Source organism: Terrabacter sp. P2_E3, from assembly GCF_056403915.1.
In genome coordinates this window covers 469,484-486,135 of record NZ_JBFUEN010000009.1, presented here as the reverse complement: position 1 = coordinate 486,135, position 16,652 = coordinate 469,484, and the positions used below count along the sequence as shown (strand labels likewise).

General features: G+C 72.4%; 15 protein-coding genes. 10 read left to right on the top strand and 5 right to left on the bottom strand.

Features of this window, described 5'->3' with window-relative positions; all coding sequences use genetic code 11:
• Positions 1–79: 79 nt before the first annotated feature.
• Positions 80–823 carry a dihydrofolate reductase family protein gene (locus AC1DW8_RS14690; RefSeq protein WP_478094916.1) on the top strand — a complete coding sequence of 248 codons (744 nt, stop codon included), beginning with the start codon at positions 80–82 and terminating at the stop codon, positions 821–823.
• Positions 824–842: 19 nt separating this feature from the next.
• On the opposite strand, the gene AC1DW8_RS14685 is transcribed toward AC1DW8_RS14690, so the two are convergent.
• Positions 843–2,024 (bottom strand): alpha/beta hydrolase family protein, encoded by a 1,182-nt coding sequence (locus AC1DW8_RS14685; protein WP_478094914.1) that lies wholly within the window; start codon positions 2,022–2,024, stop codon positions 843–845.
• A gap of 289 nt (positions 2,025–2,313) precedes the next feature.
• Between AC1DW8_RS14685 and AC1DW8_RS14680 the strand changes: the two genes are divergently transcribed.
• The 3 genes from AC1DW8_RS14680 (at position 2,314) to AC1DW8_RS14670 (ending at position 4,657) form a co-directional block, all read left to right on the top strand.
• Positions 2,314–3,639, top strand: a complete 1,326-nt coding sequence (locus AC1DW8_RS14680; protein ID WP_478094912.1) for a vWA domain-containing protein — start codon at positions 2,314–2,316, stop codon at positions 3,637–3,639.
• A 173-nt stretch (positions 3,640–3,812) separates the two neighbouring features.
• Positions 3,813–4,256 (top strand): peptide-methionine (R)-S-oxide reductase MsrB, encoded by a 444-nt coding sequence (gene msrB / locus AC1DW8_RS14675; protein ID WP_020145578.1) that lies wholly within the window; start codon positions 3,813–3,815, stop codon positions 4,254–4,256.
• Positions 4,257–4,273: 17 nt separating this feature from the next.
• Positions 4,274–4,657, top strand: a complete 384-nt coding sequence (locus AC1DW8_RS14670; RefSeq protein WP_056777440.1) for a DUF1707 SHOCT-like domain-containing protein — start codon at positions 4,274–4,276, stop codon at positions 4,655–4,657.
• A 56-nt stretch (positions 4,658–4,713) separates the two neighbouring features.
• On the opposite strand, the gene hemQ is transcribed toward AC1DW8_RS14670, so the two are convergent.
• A complete protein-coding gene (gene hemQ, locus AC1DW8_RS14665) occupies positions 4,714–5,415 on the bottom strand; it encodes a hydrogen peroxide-dependent heme synthase (RefSeq protein WP_056777443.1) in 702 nt (233 codons plus the stop codon).
• Positions 5,416–5,449: 34 nt separating this feature from the next.
• A complete protein-coding gene (gene hemG, locus AC1DW8_RS14660; RefSeq protein WP_478094908.1) occupies positions 5,450–6,838 on the bottom strand; it encodes a protoporphyrinogen oxidase in 1,389 nt (462 codons plus the stop codon).
• Between hemG and AC1DW8_RS14655 the strand changes: the two genes are divergently transcribed.
• Together AC1DW8_RS14655 and AC1DW8_RS14650 are read left to right on the top strand one after the other, a co-directional pair.
• Complete coding sequence (locus AC1DW8_RS14655) at positions 6,837–7,109, top strand: hypothetical protein (RefSeq protein WP_156415592.1); 273 nt, start codon at positions 6,837–6,839, stop codon at positions 7,107–7,109. The genes hemG and AC1DW8_RS14655 overlap by 2 nt on opposite strands.
• An 84-nt stretch (positions 7,110–7,193) precedes the next feature.
• Positions 7,194–8,339: a DUF4349 domain-containing protein gene (locus AC1DW8_RS14650; RefSeq protein ID WP_478094906.1), complete on the top strand. Its 1,146-nt coding sequence runs from the start codon at positions 7,194–7,196 to the stop codon at positions 8,337–8,339.
• 44 nt (positions 8,340–8,383) lie between these two features.
• On the opposite strand, the gene murJ is transcribed toward AC1DW8_RS14650, so the two are convergent.
• Complete coding sequence (gene murJ, locus AC1DW8_RS14645; protein ID WP_056777832.1) at positions 8,384–10,069, bottom strand: murein biosynthesis integral membrane protein MurJ; 1,686 nt, start codon at positions 10,067–10,069, stop codon at positions 8,384–8,386.
• A complete protein-coding gene (hemE, locus tag AC1DW8_RS14640) occupies positions 10,066–11,118 on the bottom strand; it encodes a uroporphyrinogen decarboxylase (protein ID WP_478094904.1) in 1,053 nt (350 codons plus the stop codon). Before hemE ends, murJ begins: the two co-directional genes overlap by 4 nt.
• A 95-nt stretch (positions 11,119–11,213) precedes the next feature.
• Here hemE and AC1DW8_RS14635 point away from each other — a divergent pair, with 95 nt between their 5' ends.
• The 4 genes from AC1DW8_RS14635 to AC1DW8_RS14620 all read left to right on the top strand — a co-directional run bounded on the left by AC1DW8_RS14635 (position 11,214) and on the right by AC1DW8_RS14620 (position 16,633).
• Positions 11,214–11,798, top strand: coding sequence for a DUF3000 domain-containing protein (locus AC1DW8_RS14635; protein ID WP_020145570.1), 585 nt, complete (start codon positions 11,214–11,216; stop codon positions 11,796–11,798).
• The gene (locus AC1DW8_RS14630) at positions 11,795–13,084 is read left to right on the top strand and encodes an HRDC domain-containing protein (RefSeq protein ID WP_056825253.1); all 1,290 of its coding nucleotides are present in this window, start codon (positions 11,795–11,797) and stop codon (positions 13,082–13,084) included. The genes AC1DW8_RS14635 and AC1DW8_RS14630 overlap by 4 nt, the downstream gene beginning before the upstream one ends.
• Positions 13,085–13,262: 178 nt before the next feature.
• Positions 13,263–14,504 (top strand): thiolase family protein, encoded by a 1,242-nt coding sequence (locus tag AC1DW8_RS14625; RefSeq protein WP_056777461.1) that lies wholly within the window; start codon positions 13,263–13,265, stop codon positions 14,502–14,504.
• Complete coding sequence (locus tag AC1DW8_RS14620) at positions 14,501–16,633, top strand: 3-hydroxyacyl-CoA dehydrogenase NAD-binding domain-containing protein (RefSeq protein ID WP_478094900.1); 2,133 nt, start codon at positions 14,501–14,503, stop codon at positions 16,631–16,633. Before AC1DW8_RS14625 ends, AC1DW8_RS14620 begins: the two co-directional genes overlap by 4 nt.
• Positions 16,634–16,652 lie beyond the last annotated feature (19 nt).

Here is a 16,652-nt window from a genome sequence, read left to right as displayed (position 1 = left end):
GCCCGACCGGAGACCGGCGCGACGGGATGTGAGGTCACCGATCCGCGCGGCGTGACAGACCGTCGCCGATACTGGCCCCATGCGCCTGCTCGTGCCCGGTCACTCCGGACGTCCCGCCCTCTCCGACCTCGACGCGGCGGGGCTCTTCGGCGCCTATGCCGCACCGCAGGACCGCTGGGTGCGCTGCAACATGGTGACGAGCCTCGACGGCGCTGCGACGGGCGCGGACGGACGTTCGGGCTCGATCAACAACGACGCCGACCACGTCGTCTTCGAGGTGCTCCGAGCCCTGAGCCACGTCGTCGTGGTCGGGGCCGGGACGATCCGCGCCGAGGGCTATCCCCCGCTGTCCGTGGACGACCCACTCGTCGAGCTACGCCGTCACCAGGGCCTCCCCGACGCGCTGCCCCTCGTCGCCGTGAGCAACCGCGGGCACGTGCCCCCGACGCTGAGCGGCTGTCGGGACGGGCGGGCGCTCATGGCCGTTCCGGCCTCGGCGCCCGGGCTCGACTCGGCGCGCCGTGACCTCGGCGAGGCCAACGTCCTCGTCTGTGGTGACGAGGCGGTCGACGTCGCAGCCCTCGTGGAGGCGTTGCACCGCCGTGGATGGGACCACGTGCTCACCGAGGGCGGGCCGAGCCTCCTCGGCTCCTTCCTCGCGGCCGGCCGGCTCGACGAGCTGTGCTTCACCATCGCCCCGCACGTCGTCGGCGGCGAGCACCCGCGGCCGGTCGGCCCCGAGGGCATTCCGACTGACCTCGACCTCGAGGTGCTCGTCGAGCAGGACGCGACGCTGATGGGCCGCTGGTACGTCCGACGCTGACGACGGGGACGACGGGGGCTCAGCGACGCTCGTCGAACCCGTGGACGAAGTCGCGCAGCACGCGCTCCCAGCGGTCCTGGTCGTAGTTCCACTCCCGGCAGTGCCGAGCGGTGTCCCACCGCTCGAGGCGCACGAGGTCGGGCCGGCGACCCGCCAGGGCCACCGCGGGACCGATCGGCACGAAGTCGTCGCCGTCCGAGGCGATGACGAGCATGGGGGAACGGAGCTCGCCCGCGCGTGCGACCCAGTCGGTGCGGGCGACGTCGATCGGCTCGTGGACCCCGACGAGCCGGCGCGTGCGGCGTGAGCCCATGAGGTCGGTCGCGACCCGCACGAGCGGGCCCGGCACCCGGTGCAACCGGCCGTGGTGACGCAGCACCACGCCCCAGTCGATGACCGGGGAGTCGAGCGCCACGCCGACGACGTAGTCGGACAGCGGTGACCGGTCGAGCGCCTGGAGCACGATGGCGCCGCCCATCGACCACCCGAGAAGGAGGATGCGTCGGGCACCGTGCGACACGGCATACCCCATGGCCGCCTCGACGTCGCGCCACTCGGACAGGCCGAGGTTGTAGCGCCCGTCCGGGCCTCGCGGCGCGTCGCGGTCGTTGCGGTACGCCGTGACGAGGCTCGTCCACCCGGCCTCGCGCAGCACCGGCACGGCCCGGAGCGTCTCCTCCTTGCGTGCGCCGCGTCCGTGCACGAGCACGGCCCAGTCGGACCCGGTCGAGCCGTCCTCCCGACGCACCACCCAGCCCGGCAGCGGACCGACGTCGGACAGGATGGCCACGTCCTCGTCGGGCAGGCCCAGGCTCACCGACGGCCGGTCCCAGAAGTAGTACTGGTTCCAGCGGGCGGGCCCGGTCTCGATCGCGCCCCGGTCGACGGCCACGAGTCGGCGCGTCACCGACTCCGGGTCCGCGTCGACGATCTCGCCGACCCGCGCGTGCCCCGCTCCCCCGTCGAGCCAGACGCCGTAACGGCCGGGCACGACCGTCTCGGGAGTGACGGAGAAGGTGACGGTCCCGGCGTCGTGGCGCAGGATCTCGACGTCGTCGGGCTGCAGCTCGTCGGGCGTGATGACGCGGCGGGCGAAGTACGCAGCAGCAGCCACCGAGCCTCCGGCGGCGCCGAGCACCGAACCCGTGCCGGCGGCCGCGGCCACGAGCACCGGACGCGAGACGAGACGGCGCACCTGCACGGGCCCATCGTCGCAAACGACCCGCCCACGTCGTGGGAGGGCGTGCCGCCGCAGGGACGGTATGCGGACCAGACGTATCAAATCGGACGTTCGGGGCACCGTCCTTCGGGAGCCTCGGGGACCACGGGCGGCGAGCCGCACACCCCGATCGTTCCCCGGCCCGCCCGTCGGGCCGGTCGCGGTCGAGAGGTGCCGTTCGGGGTCACGGTCACCACCTGCCCGCCTCGGGGTGCGAGGACCTGCTCCGCGCGCCGCTTCTCACCGTCTCGTCCCACGAAAGGGGACACCCGTGTTCAGCACCATGCGCCGCGGCGCACTCAGCATCGCGGCAGCCGGGGCGCTCGTCGCCACGCCCGCCCTCGCGATGGGGGCCGGCGTCAGCCCGGCCACCTACGACGCGTCCGTCAACCCGGGCGACACCGTCCACGTCACCAAGACCGTCAGCACGCCGGAGATCCCGCCGAAGCCCGACATCGTCCTCGTCGTCGACGAGACCGGCAGCATGGGTCCGGCGATCGCCAACGTGAAGTCCGAGATGGGCTCGATCGTCTCCACGGTCCAGGGAGCCCAGCCACAGGCCCAGTTCGCCATCGCGTCGTACAAGGACGTGGGCGACGGGGCGGAGTTCTTCCAGGTGGAGACCGGCCTGACGGGCAGCCAGGCCACGGCCCAGACTGCGATCGACAGCCTCTCGGCGTCCGGCGGCGGCGACACGCCCGAGGGCCAGATCAACGCCCTGTGGGAGGTCGGCTCCGGCGGCAACGCCATCGCGTTCCGTCCCGACTCCTCACGCATCGTCGTCTGGTTCGGTGACGCGAGCGGGCACGACCCGAGCGGCGGGCACAGCGAGGCCGACGCCACGGCGTCCCTGACGGGCGTCGGCGCCCAGGTCATCGCCATCAACGTCGAGTCCGGAGGCGCCGACGGCCTCAACGCCACCGGTCAGGCGCAGCGCATCGCGGCCGCCACGTCGGGGACGTTCTTCCCGAGCGTGACCCCGGGCAATGTCGCGAGCACGATCCTCGCCGGGTTGGGCAACCTGCCGGCCGAGGTCACGGCGAACGTCTCGTGCGCCACGGGTCTGTCGATCGCGTTCACGCCGTCGCTGCCCCAGACCGTCACGAGCGGCAGCGACGTCGTCCTCGACGAGGCGATCACCGTCGCCGCTGAGGCCCCCCAGGGCTCGACGCTGACGTGCACGACGACCTTCCTCGTCAACGGCGCCGAGGCCGGGCCGGAGTTCGTCCAGACCGTCATGATCAAGGTCAACGACGTCACCCCGCCGACCGTTTCGTGCGGTCCCGGTGTCAACCCGGACGGCGTGACCCCGCCCGGCTACAAGAAGGCCGGCTTCTACCAGCTCGTCGCCGCCGACAACCTGCCGGGCACGACGGTGACGGTCTCCGACACCGCCACCGGTGCCACCTTCGGGCCGTACGGCCCCGGCACGTACATCAAGATGACGCAGGCGCTCGGCGCGACGCCGTCGTCGGTCCCCTTCGAGGGCATGGTCGACTGGCACGTCACCGTCCGTGGTGACCTGCTCGTCACGGCCACGGACGCCGCCGGCAACACGGCGACGGCCACCTGCACGGTCCCGCCGAACAAGAAGTAGTCCGGCACGCAGCGACCCTGCCCGGCCCGGACCATCCCGGGCCGAGCAGCACGAGGGCCCCGGCCACCCGCCGGGGCCCTCGTGGCACGCGCTCACCCGGCCCGTAAGACCTCGTAAGGACCACGCCGTCGCAGGGCGGGCACAAACCCGGGTGACGTGGCGTTGGTCTGGACATGAGCCACCACAACACCTCCGACAAGCCGTATGCCGTCCAGCGCACCGACGAGGAGTGGCGCGCGGCGCTGACGCCGGCCGAGTACAAGGTCCTGCGACAGGCCGGGACCGAGCCGGCCTTCCGGGGTGAGTACACCGACACCAAGACGCAGGGCGTCTACTCGTGCCGAGCCTGCGGCAGCGAGCTCTTCCGCAGCGACACGAAGTTCGAGTCGCACTGCGGCTGGCCGTCCTTCTACTCCCCGCTCGCCGGGGACACGGTCGAGTACATCGAGGACCGCGCCTTCGGCATGAAGCGCGTCGAGGTCCGGTGTGCCAACTGCGGCTCGCACCTCGGGCACGTCTTCGAGGGCGAGGGCTACGACACCCCGACCGACCAGCGCTACTGCATCAACTCCATCTCGCTGCGCCTCCAGCCGGACGAGGGACCGTCGCAGTCCTGAGCGCCTAGATTCGTCCCATGGTCGACGACGGCGACATCCGCATCGGCAGCGCCGAACGCGACGAGGCGCTGGCGGCGCTCGCCGAGCACCACGCCGCGGGCCGGCTCGACGCGAACGAGTACGAGGACCGGCGGGGCCGGGCCACCGACGCCGTCGTGCGCCGGGACCTGACCTCGCTCTTCGTCGACCTGCCCGAGCCCCGTCCGCGGCTCACGCCGGCGCGCGGGGGTGCCGTGTCCCGCCCGTCGGCGCCCCATCAGGGGCCACGCGGCACGGTGGCACGCGTCCTGCTGAGCCTCGCCCCCTTCATCGCGCTCGCCGCATTCCTGCGCACCGAGTCGTGGCTGGTGTTCCTGCTCATCCCGGTCATCGCGGCGATCGCCAAGGCGATCGACGACTGAGCCCCCGCCTGCACGTGCAGGCGGGGGTTCGGTGGTGTGCGCGGGCGTCGCCGGGGTCAGCGCAGGTTGGCGACGAGCTGGGCCGGCTCGACCTTGGGCCCGGTGAAGAACGGGATCTCCTCGCGCACGTGCATCCGGGCGCGCGACGCGCGCAGCTCGCGCATCAGGTCGACGATGCGGTGCAGCTCGTCGGCCTCGAAGGCGAGCAACCACTCGTAGTCTCCGAGGGCGAACGAGGCGATGGTGTTGGCCCGCACGTCCGGGAAGTCGCGCGCCATCTGCCCGTGCTCGCGAAGCAGGTCGCGACGCTCGGCGTCCTCGAGGAGGTACCACTCGTAGGAGCGGACGAACGGGTAGACGCAGACGTACTTGCGGGCGACCTCGTCGGCCATGAAGGCGGGGACGTGGCTCTTGTTGAACTCGGCCGGGCGGTGCAGCGCGGCGTTGCTCCAGACCGGCTCGAGGTGCGCGCCGAGCTCGGTGCGCAGCAGGCGGTGGTAGGCCGACTGGAGCTGCTCGATCGTCTCGGCGTGCCACCACACCATGAAGTCGGCGTCGCCGCGCAGCCCCGCGACGTCGTAGAGGCCCCGGACCACGACCCCCTCGCCGGCGATCTCGTCGAGGAACGCCTCGAGGTCCGCCGTGACGGCGTCGCGGTCGTCGCCGACCGGCGTGACGGTGCTGAACACCGACCACATGCAGTAGCGGATGGTGTCGTTGATCTCCCGCATCTCGGCCGGGGTCAGGCGCTCGCTCATGGCCCCATCATCCCAAGCGGCTCGGACCCCGACGTCAGCGGGTCAGGACCGACCGGATCGACCGTGCGGCCGTGCGGCCGGACGCGATGCAGGCAGGGATGCCGACACCGTCGTATGCCGCCCCGCACAGCGAGAGCCCTGGTGGCAGCTCGCGTGTGGGTGCGAGACGCGAACGGTGCCCGACGGCATACTGCGGCAGTCCCCCACCCCAGCGCTGCACGTGCGCGTCGACGGGGCCGGGCACGCCGGGACCGAGCACCGTCCGGAGGTCGGCGAGGGCCACGGCCACGAGCTCGTCGTCGGAGCGCTGGAGCGCGACCTCCTCGCGGTGGCGGCCGATGGACGCGCGCAGGAATGTCCGCTCGGGGTGTGCGGCGGCGAGCCAGGGCCACTTGACCGAGCTGAACGTCGACGCCTTGATCGTCAGCGGCTCCGTGGGCGGGACGAGGAAGCCGCTGCCGTCGAGGACGGCCGGTGCGGCACCCTCGAGGGCGAACGTCACGATGGCCATCGACGCGTACTCGACGGTCGCGAGCGCCGCTGCGGCCTCGGGTGCGACCTCGCGCAGGAGGCGCGAGGCGGGCGCTGCGGGGGCGGCGAGCACGACGGCGTCGAAGCGCTCCTCGACGACGTCGGTCGTGGGACCTGTCGACACGACCCACCCGTCGCCGTCGCGGCGCAGCCCGCGGGCCACCGCGCCACGGCGCACGCGGACACCCGCGGCTACGAGCTCGCGCTCGAGCACCTCGGGCAGCGTCCCGAGGCCGCCGACGAGAGAGGCGAAGACGGGGCGACCGGCCATCGGTCCGCTCGCCGCCACCTCGGCCGCGGCACGGGCCACGTCGAGCAGTGGTCGACCCTCGTGCGCGGCGGCCGCGAGGACCGGGACGGCCTGCTCGGCGGAGATCTCGCGGGCGTGCCCGGCGTACACACCGGCCAGGAGGGGCTCGACGAGGCGGTCCGTCACGGCGCGGCCCAGGCGGGCGTCGACGAGGTCGCCCACCGAGACGTCACCGACGACGGGGCCGTCGACCTGCTCGTGCGCCAGGCGCTGCACCTCGTCGTCGCTGAGCAGCCCCCGCACCGACTCCGGGTCGGCCGGCACGCCCATCACCGTGCCGCGGGGCATCGGCCAACGCCGGCCCCGCGACACGATCGACGCGCCCACGGGGCCGGGATGCGTGGTCAGGTCCGCGACGCCGAGCTCCTCGATGAGGGCGAGGGCCTCGGGGCGACGAGCCAGCACCGACTCGGCGCCGACGTCGATGCGCGCCCCGCCGACGTCCTCGAGGCGCAGCTTCCCACCGAGCCGGTCTGAGCCCTCGAGGACCGTGACGGAGACGTCGGCGCCCGGGCGACTGAGCTCCCAGGCGGCCGCCAGCCCGCTGATCCCACCGCCGATGACCGCGACCGTCCTGCCCATGGCGCCACTCTCCCATCCCGGCTCCGGCGGTGTGGCCGGGCCCCGACCGATGAGGACATGTTGGGCGCATGAGCACGCCCGCGCCGGCGCCCTGACGCTCCACCTCCTCGCTGCCCGTCTCGGCCAGGACCGGACCGTCGCCGTCGTGGCCCGGCTGCCGCTCGTCGACCGGCACGACGGCTCGCGCTGCGAGCTCGTCGACCGCCACTCGTTCGTCCTCGACCGGGTCGGGGCGGCGCAACGATCGGGTCCGGCTGCGTGTCTCTGGTGACAAGGGACGTCGCCACGCACACCGTGCGCACCACAGCACCACCACCAGGTGCGGCACGGGAGGCGACCCGTCGAAAGGCTCGCCATGACCGCCACCCCACACCTGCCGCGTCTCTCTCAGCTCCCACCCGGCCGTCGGCGCCTCCTCGCCATGGTCCTGGTGGCCGTCGCCGTGCTCGCCCTGGCGATACCTCTGGGCCTCAAGGCTCTTCAGGGCGCCTCGACCTCATCCTCCTCGTCCGCGGCCTCAGCCGGGGAGGCGAGTCGTGGTGCCGTGACGGGCAGCGGCGTCGTCGGGCCGGACCTCGCGCCGCAGGCCGACGCCTCGGCCGGAGCCAAGGCGCCCGCCGCCGACACGGGCACGCTCGGGAACGGCGTCGCCGCCTCGGTCGCGGTCATCGAGCCCAAGATCGCGCGCTCCGCGTGGCTCGGGATCAAGGTGACCGACCTCACCGGGTCGGCGGCTCGGGCCCGCGTCATCGCCACGGACGCCGGAGGGCAGGTGACCTCGGAGAACGTCGTCACCTCGGTCGACCCCACGGGTGGTCCCACCGGCCCGGGTGGGGTCGACCCCCGCCTCGAGTCGGGCTCGTCCCTGCCGACCGTCGGCGTCGACGAGGCCCGGATGGTGCTCAGCGTCCCGGCAAAGACCCTCGACGACGTCCTGACGCAGCTGTCGAGGATCGGGACGGTGTCGTACCGCTCGTCCCAGTCCCAGGACGTCACCGACACCTACGTCGACACCAAGGCGCGCATCGAGCCGATGCAGGACGGGATCACCCGCGTGCGTGCCCTGCTCACCAAGACGACGGACCTCCAGCAGGTCATCCTTCTCGAGAGCGAGCTGACCCGCCGTCAGGCCGAGCTCGACTCGCTGACCCAGCGTCTGGCGCAGCTCGACGCGATGACGACGACGAGCGACGTCACCGTGACGCTCTGGACCGACGCGACGATCCCCGTGCAGACCGAGAGTGGTCTCGGCGGTGGGCTGCGCACGGCGTGGGAAAGCTTCCTCGGCTCGCTCACCGTCATCCTCACCGGGCTCGCGGCGCTCCTGCCGTGGCTCGTCCTCCTCGTGCCCCTCACCCTGCTGGCCCTGCGGCTGTGGCGTCGCCGCGTCGCGGGTACGCCGGCAGCGGCCTCCGCCGTGAACACCGCCCCCGCCGCAGGCCCCACCCCGCAGCCCGCGGGAGCCCCGGCCTCAGCGCCCGCCTCGACGACGGACGACTGACACCCCGGAGCCGAGAGCAGTGCAGGAGCCGTCGGCGGCTCGGGTCAGCGACCGAGCCGCTGGCGGACCATGTCGCCGACCTGCCGCACCTCCCGCACGTGCATGGCGTGGGCGATGCCGAGGTAGATGACGAAGAAGACGAGACCGACGAGACCGATCTCCAGCGCGCTGGCGAACATCCGCTTGAGGGCCGAGGTCGACCCCTCGACCGCGGACCTCGTGATCGGGTCGAGCACCTGGGTGGCGCCCCACGCGACGACGCCGGCGACGGCGGCCGCGACGCCGACCCGCGAGGCCGTGACGAGACCGGCGCCCAGCCCGAGCGTCCCGATGCGCCGGCGCAGCAGGTAGAGGCCGACCATGGAGCTGACAACGTTGCCGACGGTCTGCCCCATCGCCATGACACCGATGGCCCAGACCGGGTTGATGAAGAGCGTGACGACTCCGGCAAGAGCGCTGATGCCGGTCAGGAGCACCTGCATGATGACGGTGGGCTTGCCGTCCTCGAGGGCGAAGAACATGCGGTAGCAGAGCAGGTCGAGCCCGAAGGGCACGAGCCCGAGGATCATGATGATGAGCACGCTGGCGGAGACCTCGACCGAGCGCGGTTCGATGCCGGGGTTGAGCAGCGCGACGATCGGGTTGGCGAGCACGATGACCGCGACCATGATCGGCACGTTGGCCACGAGTGGCATCGTCAGGCCGGTGCGGAAGTCCCGGCGCAGGCTTGCCTTGTCGTCGGACGCTGCGGCGGCGGAGAAGCGCGGGAAGAGCGCGGTGATGATCGAGACCGTGATGAACGCGTGCGGCAGCATGAAGAGCGTGAACGCGATGGCGTATGCCGCCGGGCCGCGTACCGCGTCCTCGAGACCGAGCGTCGTGGCGGAGGCGGTCGCGTTGTTGAGGACGCCCTGGCTGATGAAGAAGCCGACCTGTGACACCGCCAGGCCGCCGAAGGCCCAGAGGGCGAGGCGGCTGACTCCACCGAGGCCGACGCCGCGCAGGCCCCATCGCGGGCGGTAGCGGAAGCCGGTCCGCCGCAGCGCAGGGATGAGGGAGAGCGCCTGGACGATCACGGACAACGTGGCCGAGCCGGCGAAGAGCCAGATCATCGGCCCGGTCCACTCGGACGGGTCCCGCGGCTGGTCGCGCCCGGGGGCTCCGCGGGGTGCGTCCTTCGGGAAGACGAAGAGGAAGAGCACCAGCCCGGTGACGGCCACGACGTTGGCGATGAAGGGGGCCCACGCGAAGGCGCCGAACTGCCCGCGCGCGTTGAGGATCTGCCCGAGCAGGGCGAAGAGCCCGTAGAAGAAGATCTGTGGCAGGCAGATGAGCGAGAAGGCGAGCGCGAGGTCCTTGAAGTCCGGCGACGAGTTGCGGGCGAGCAGCCAGACGAACCCTCCGGCGGCGGCCATGACGACGACCGTGATGACCGCCATCGCCGTGAGGGCCACCGTGATGACGCGGTCGGTGAACTCCTGGCCGCCGTCCTCGAGCTTCATCGCCCGCGCGAGCGACGGGATGAGCACCGCGTTGAGGATGCCGCCCGCGGCAAGGACGTAGAGCACGTTGGGCAGGGTGTTGGCCAGGGAGAAGGCATCACCGGCGAGCTTGGCGCCGATGATCGCGGTGATGAGGCCGTTGCGCACGACCCCGAGCACGCGCGATGCGACCGACCCACCGAGCATGGTGAGGCTGGAGCGAGCGACTGACGGTGCCGCCGTCGTCATCGGCGGCTCGAGCACTCGTGGACGAGCTCGGTCACCCGGGTCAGCACGTCGGGGTCCACGGTGGGCAGCACGCCGTGGCCGAGGTTGAAGATGTGGCCCGGCGCCTGGCGCCCCTCCTCGACGATCTCCCTCACGCGGCGCTCGAGGGCGTCCCACGGCGCGAAGAGCAGGGCGGGGTCGAGGTTGCCCTGGACGGCATACGTCGGCCCGAGGCGGTCCACGGCGTCGGTGAGCGACACGCGGTAGTCGACCCCGACCACCTCGGCACCCGCCGCCCCCATGAGAGCGAGCAGCTCGCCCGTGCCGACGCCGAAGTGGATGCGAGGCACGTCGAGGTCCGCGACCGCTGCGAGAGCGACCGACGAGTGCGGCATGGCGCGCGCGGCGTAGTCGGCCTTCGACAGCGCACCCGCCCACGAGTCGAACAGCTGGACGGCGCTGGCGCCGGCCTGCGCCTGGACGCGGAGGAACTCACCCGAGATCTGGGCGAGCCTGGCGCAGAGGGCGTCCCACAGCTCGGGGTCGCCGTGCATGAGCGCCTTGGTCTTCTCGTGGTTCTTGGAGGGCCCACCCTCGACGAGGTAGGACGCGAGGGTGAAGGGCGCTCCGGCGAAGCCGATGAGCGGGATGTCACCGAGCTCGCGGACGAGCTGGCCCACGGCCTCGGTGATGAAGGGGACGTGCTCGGGGGTCAGGGGCACGAGCTGGTCGAGGTCGGCGGCCGTGCGGATCGGGTGGGCCACGACGGGCCCCACACCCGGGACGATGTCGAGGTCGACGCCGATGGCCTTGAGCGGGACGACGATGTCGCTGAAGAAGATGGCCGCGTCGACGCCGTGGCGGCGCACGGGCTGGAGCGTGATCTCGGTGACGAGGTCGGGCTGCATGCACGACTCGAGCATCGGGATGCCCTCGCGGACGGCGCGGTACTCCGGCAGCGAACGACCGGCCTGACGCATGAACCACACCGGCGTCCGGGTCACCGACTCGCGGCGCGCAGCGCGGACGAGATCGCTCTGGCGGGTGTCTGGCGGGGCTGTGGTCGGCACCGGTCAATCCTGCCACGGCAAGCGTGTGCCCCCGCGCCACGCGCGTCCGGCGCGCCCTGAGGACAGATCGCCCGACTCCGGCATACCCTCGTCTGGTGCACACGCGAACGTTGCCGGGCAACCACGGCGCGGTCTTCGCCAGGACGCTCAGCGCCCTGCGAGACGTCCGTCTGCGCTCCGAGGTGCGGTTGACCGAGGTGCCGGCGCCGACGCGCATCGCCCCGTATGCCGCAGCCCTGACCGCCGACGTCATCGACGTCGCCGACCCCGACGACGACCTCGCGACCGGACGCTTCGTCCTGCTGCACGACCCGGCAGCCCCTGACACGTGGGACGGCCAGTGGCGCATCGTGACCTTCGCACGGGCCGAGCTCGAGCCCGAGCTCGCCGGCGACCCCATGCTCGGGGCGGTCGGGTGGTCGTGGCTGACCGACTCGCTGGCCAACCGCAACCTCGGCTGGACCGCCGAGGCCGGCACGGTGACCCGCGTGGTCAGCGAGAGCTTCGCGGGTCTCGCCGACCGCGAGGCGAGCGTCGAGATGGAGATCCGCGCCTCGTGGACCCCGGTCGGCGGTGACGCCACGGACCACCTGCGCGCCTGGGCCGACATGCTCTGCACCATCGCCGGCATCCCGCCCCTGCCCGACGGCGTCGTCCCCCTCCCGGGGCAGCGACGGTGACGGCAGAGCCGAACGAGCCCGCCGACGACCTCGACGACGCCCAGGCCGCCGACCTTGCACCCGACGTCGTCCCCGAGCTCGTCCCACTGACCCACCCCCGCGACGGGGTGCCCGACGTCGTCGTCGACGAGCGCACCCTGATGCGCGCCGCCGAGGCCATCGGCAGCGGCACCGGGCCCGTCGGCATCGACGCCGAGCGGGCGTCGGGCTACCGCTACGGACAGCGCGCCTATCTCGTCCAGATCCGGCGCGAGGGGTCCGGGTCCTGGCTCATCGACCCCATCGCCTGCCCCGACCTCTCCCCCGTCGGCGAGGCCATCGGCGACGCCGAGTGGATCCTGCACGCGGCCACCCAGGACCTCCCGTGCCTCGCCGAGGTCGGGCTGCACCCGCAGTCGCTCTTCGACACCGAGCTCGGCGGCCGGCTGGCCGGACTGCCCCGGGTCGGGCTCGGCGCCATGGTCGAGCACTACCTCGGCCTCCAGCTCGCCAAGGAGCACTCGGCCGTCGACTGGTCGGTGCGCCCCCTTCCCGAGCCGTGGCTGCGGTATGCCGCCCTCGACGTCGAGGTGCTCGTCGACCTCCGTGACGCGGTGGCCGCCGAGCTCGCGTCGCAGGGCAAGGCGGCCTGGGCCGCCGAGGAGTTCGATCACCTGCTCGACTTCACCGGCCCCGAGCCCCGCGTCGACCCGTGGCGGCGCACGTCGGGGATGCACAAGGTGCGCGGCCGTCGTGGCCTGGCCATCGTGCGAGAGCTGTGGCTCTGGCGCGACGCCGCGGCCCAGCAGCGCGACACCTCCCCCGGACGGGTCCTGCCCGATGCCGCGATCAGCGAGATCGCCATCGCCAACCAGCGGGCGACGAAGCCGCCGCGCACCGTGGGCTCCGCCGAGCCCCGCCTGGCACGCTCGGTGCGCCGCCACCAGGAGGCGATCATCGAGGTCGTCGCGCGCGCTCTCGCGCTGCCCGACGAGGACCTGCCCGTCCTGGCCCTCCCGCCGAGCGGCCCGCCACCGCCCAAGGCGTGGGCCGACCGCGACCCCGTCGCCGCGGCCCGCCTGGCCCGCGCCCGGGAGCTGCTCGGAGCGATCTCCGAGGAGCTCGCCGTGCCGGTCGAGAACCTCCTGACCCCCGACCTGCTGCGCCGCTTCCTGTGGGAGGGTCCCGCTTCCCCGTCGACCGCCGAGGTCGCCGAGGCGCTCACGACCATGGGGGCACGTCGCTGGCAGACGACGATCACCGCGCCGCTCATCTCCCTCGCCTGCACCGAGAACCCTCCCGCCTGAGGCGTGCCCTCGCTCGCCGGGCCGTCGTGAGGATGGTCACCCGGAGGCCCGTTGGCCGGGAAGTTACCGAGAAGTAGTATCGAGGAGGTCGCGCGCTGCCGCGGCCCGACGCCGGTGTCCGAGCCGGCCCGTCGACCCCTGATCCATCGCGATCACCCTCGATCCACTGGGAGGCACCGTGCCCCGCGCACTCAATGAGGTCGTCTTCGTCGACGGCGTCCGGACGCCGTTCGGCAAGGCCGGAGACAAGGGCATGTACGCCCAGACCCGCGCCGACGACCTCGTCATCAGGTGCATCCGGGAGCTGCTGCACCGCAACCCCAACCTGCCCAAGGACAAGGTCGAGGAGGTCGCCATCGCCGCGACCACCCAGATCGGCGACCAGGGCCTCACCCTCGGCCGCACGGCGGCGCTGCTCTCGGGCCTGCCGAACACGACGCCCGGCTACTCCGTCGACCGGATGTGCGCCGGCGCGATGACGGCCGTGACGAACACCGCGAGCTCGATCGCCTTCGGTGCCTACGACATCGCCATCGCCGGCGGCGTCGAGCACATGGGCCGCCACCCCATGGGCGAGGGCGTCGACCCCAACCCGCGCATCGTGTCCGAGAAGATCGTCGACCCCGACGCACTCGTCATGGGCAAGACCGCCGAGAACCTCCACGACCGGTTCCCGCAGCTGACCAAGCAGCGCTCCGACGCCTTCGCGGTGGGCAGCCAGGACAAGCTCGCCCAGGCGTACGCCGACGGCAAGATCCAGCGCGACCTCGTCACCGTCGCGACGCGACACGCCGAGCAGGGCTGGGGCCTGGCCACCGCCGACGAGCCGCCGCGTCCCGGCACGACCGTCGAGGACCTCGGCCAGCTCAAGACGCCGTTCCGCGCGCACGGCAACGTCACCGCGGGCAACGCGGCCGGGCTCAACGACGGTGCGACCGCGTGCCTCCTCGCCTCCGAGGCGGCCGCCACCGAGCTCGGCCTGCCGGTCCGGATGCGCCTCGTGTCCTTCTCGTTCGTCGGCGTCGAGCCCGAGGTCATGGGCGTCGGTCCGGTCCCTGCCACCGAGAAGGCCCTCGCCAAGGCCGGCCTGACGATCGGCGACATCGGCCTCTTCGAGCTCAACGAGGCGTTCGCCGTCCAGGTGCTCGCCTTCCTCGACCACTTCGGCATCGCCGACGACGACCCGCGCGTCAACGAGTACGGCGGCGCCATCGCCACGGGTCATCCGCTGGCGAGCTCCGGCGTGCGCCTCATGACCCAGCTCGCGCGGCAGTTCGAGGAGCATCCCGAGGTCCGCTACGGCCTGACCGCGATGTGCATCGGCATCGGCATGGGCGGCGCCGTCATCTGGGAGAACCCGCACCACGAGGACTACGAGTCCTCGACGACGACCACGACCGACGAGGAGATCGCCCAGTGAGCGCCACCACGACCGACAAGCCCACGGCCGCAGCCGACTTCGCGTCCGAGGTCGTCACCCGCACCCCGGTGCACGACGTCGCCCTCCCGGGCGGCGCCGGGACCCTGGCGCTCGTCACCCTCGACAACGGCTTCGACCACACCAAGCCCAACACGTTCGGCCCGCAGTCGATCGCCGGCCTCGCCGCCACGGTCGAGCGCCTGCGCGAGCGCGCCGAGGCGGGCGAGATCGTCGCCGTGGCCGTCACCGGCAAGCCGTTCATCTTCGCCGTCGGCGCCGACCTCACCGGCGTGCCGTTCATCGGGTCGCGCGACCAGGCGCTCGAGATCGCCCGGGCCGGCCACGCGGCATACGCCGCCTTCTCCGACCTGCCGGTCCCGACGTTCGCGTTCGTCAACGGCGCGGCCATGGGCGGTGGCGTCGAGCTGGCGCTGTCGGCGACCTACCGGACGATGAGCGCCGGAGTGCCCGCCGTCGCGCTCCCCGAGGTCTTCCTCGGCCTCGTCCCCGGCTGGGGCGGCTGCTGGATGCTGCCCAACCTCATCGGTGTCGAGAAGGCCATCACCGTCGTCATCGACAACCCGCTGAGCCAGAACCGCATGCTCAAGGGAGTCGACGCGTACCGGCTCGGCATGGCCGACGCGCTCTTCGAGCCGGCCGACTTCCTCGAGGAGTCGATCGCCTGGGCCGCCCGCGTCCTCTCCGGTGAGGTCACCGTCGTGCGTCCCGAGGTCGACCGCGACGAGACGGTGTGGAACGCCGCCATCGCCAAGGCCAAGGGCCTCGCCGACGTCAAGACCGGCCGACAGGCCAGGAGCCCGTATGCCGCCCTCGACCTGCTCGCGGCGGCTCGCACCGCGACCCGCGAAGAGGGCTTCGCCGCCGAGGACGAGGTGCTCGCCGACCTGCTCATGAGCGACGAGCTCCGTGCCGGCCTCTACGCCTTCGACCTCGTGCAGAAGCGCGCCAAGCGGCCTGCTGGCGCTCCCGACAAGCAGCTCGCCCGCAAGGTCACGAAGGTGGGCATCGTCGGCGCCGGGCTCATGGCGAGCCAGCTCGCGCTGCTCTTCCTCCAGCGCCTCCAGGTGCCCGTCGTTCTCACCGACATCGACGACGACCGCGTCGCCAGGGGCGTCGGCTACGTCCACGCCGAGCTGGACAAGCTCGCGGGCAAGGGACGCCTCAACGCCGACAAGCTGAACCGCTACAAGGCCCTCGTGACCGGGTCGACGAGCAAGGACGGCTTCGCCGATGCCGACTTCGTCATCGAGGCCGTCTTCGAGGAGATGTCGGTCAAGCAGCAGGTCTTCGCCGAGGTGGAGGCCGTCGTGTCGGCCGAGTGCGTGCTCGCGACCAACACGTCGAGCCTGTCGATCGCCGAGATGGCATCGACGCTCGAGCACCCGGAGCGCGTCGTCGGCTTCCACTTCTTCAACCCGGTGGCCGTCATGCCGCTGCTCGAGATCATCCCGGGCGAGCACACCGACGACCCCACTCTCGCAACGGCTTTCGCCGTCGGGAAGGCGCTGAAGAAGACGTGCATCCGCGCCGCGGACCGGCCGTCGTTCATCGTCAACCGACTCCTTGGCCGCTTCATGGGCGAGGCCGCGAAGATCCTCGACGAGGGCACGCCGATCGAGGTCGTCGACCGCGCCTTCGCCGGCCTGGCGCCGATGCCGCCCTTCGTCCTCATCGGGCTCGTCGGGCCGGCCATCGCGTTGCACAACGGCGAGACGCTCGTCCGGGCCTTCCCGGACCGCTTCTACGCCTCGCCGACGCTCCAGCGGATCGTCGCGGCCGGCAAGCGCGGCTTCTACGACCTCAGCTCGGGCCGTCCGGTGCTCGACCCCGAGGTCGCCGAGCTCATCGAGAAGCCGGCCGAGCCGGTCGTGCTCGACCTCGGCCAGGTGCGCCAGCGTGTCCTCACGGTCCTGGCCGACGAGGCACGACGGATGCTCGACGGGGGTGTCGCACAGGCGCCGATGGACATCGACCTCGCGATGATCACCGGCGCCGGCTTCCAGTTCTGGAACGGCGGCATCACCCCGCTCCTCGACCGGACCGGCGTGGCCGAGGCCGTCACGGGCTCGCGATTCCTCCCCGTCGGCGTCGCCAACGCACGCGGCTGACCCAGCCACACGGCATACG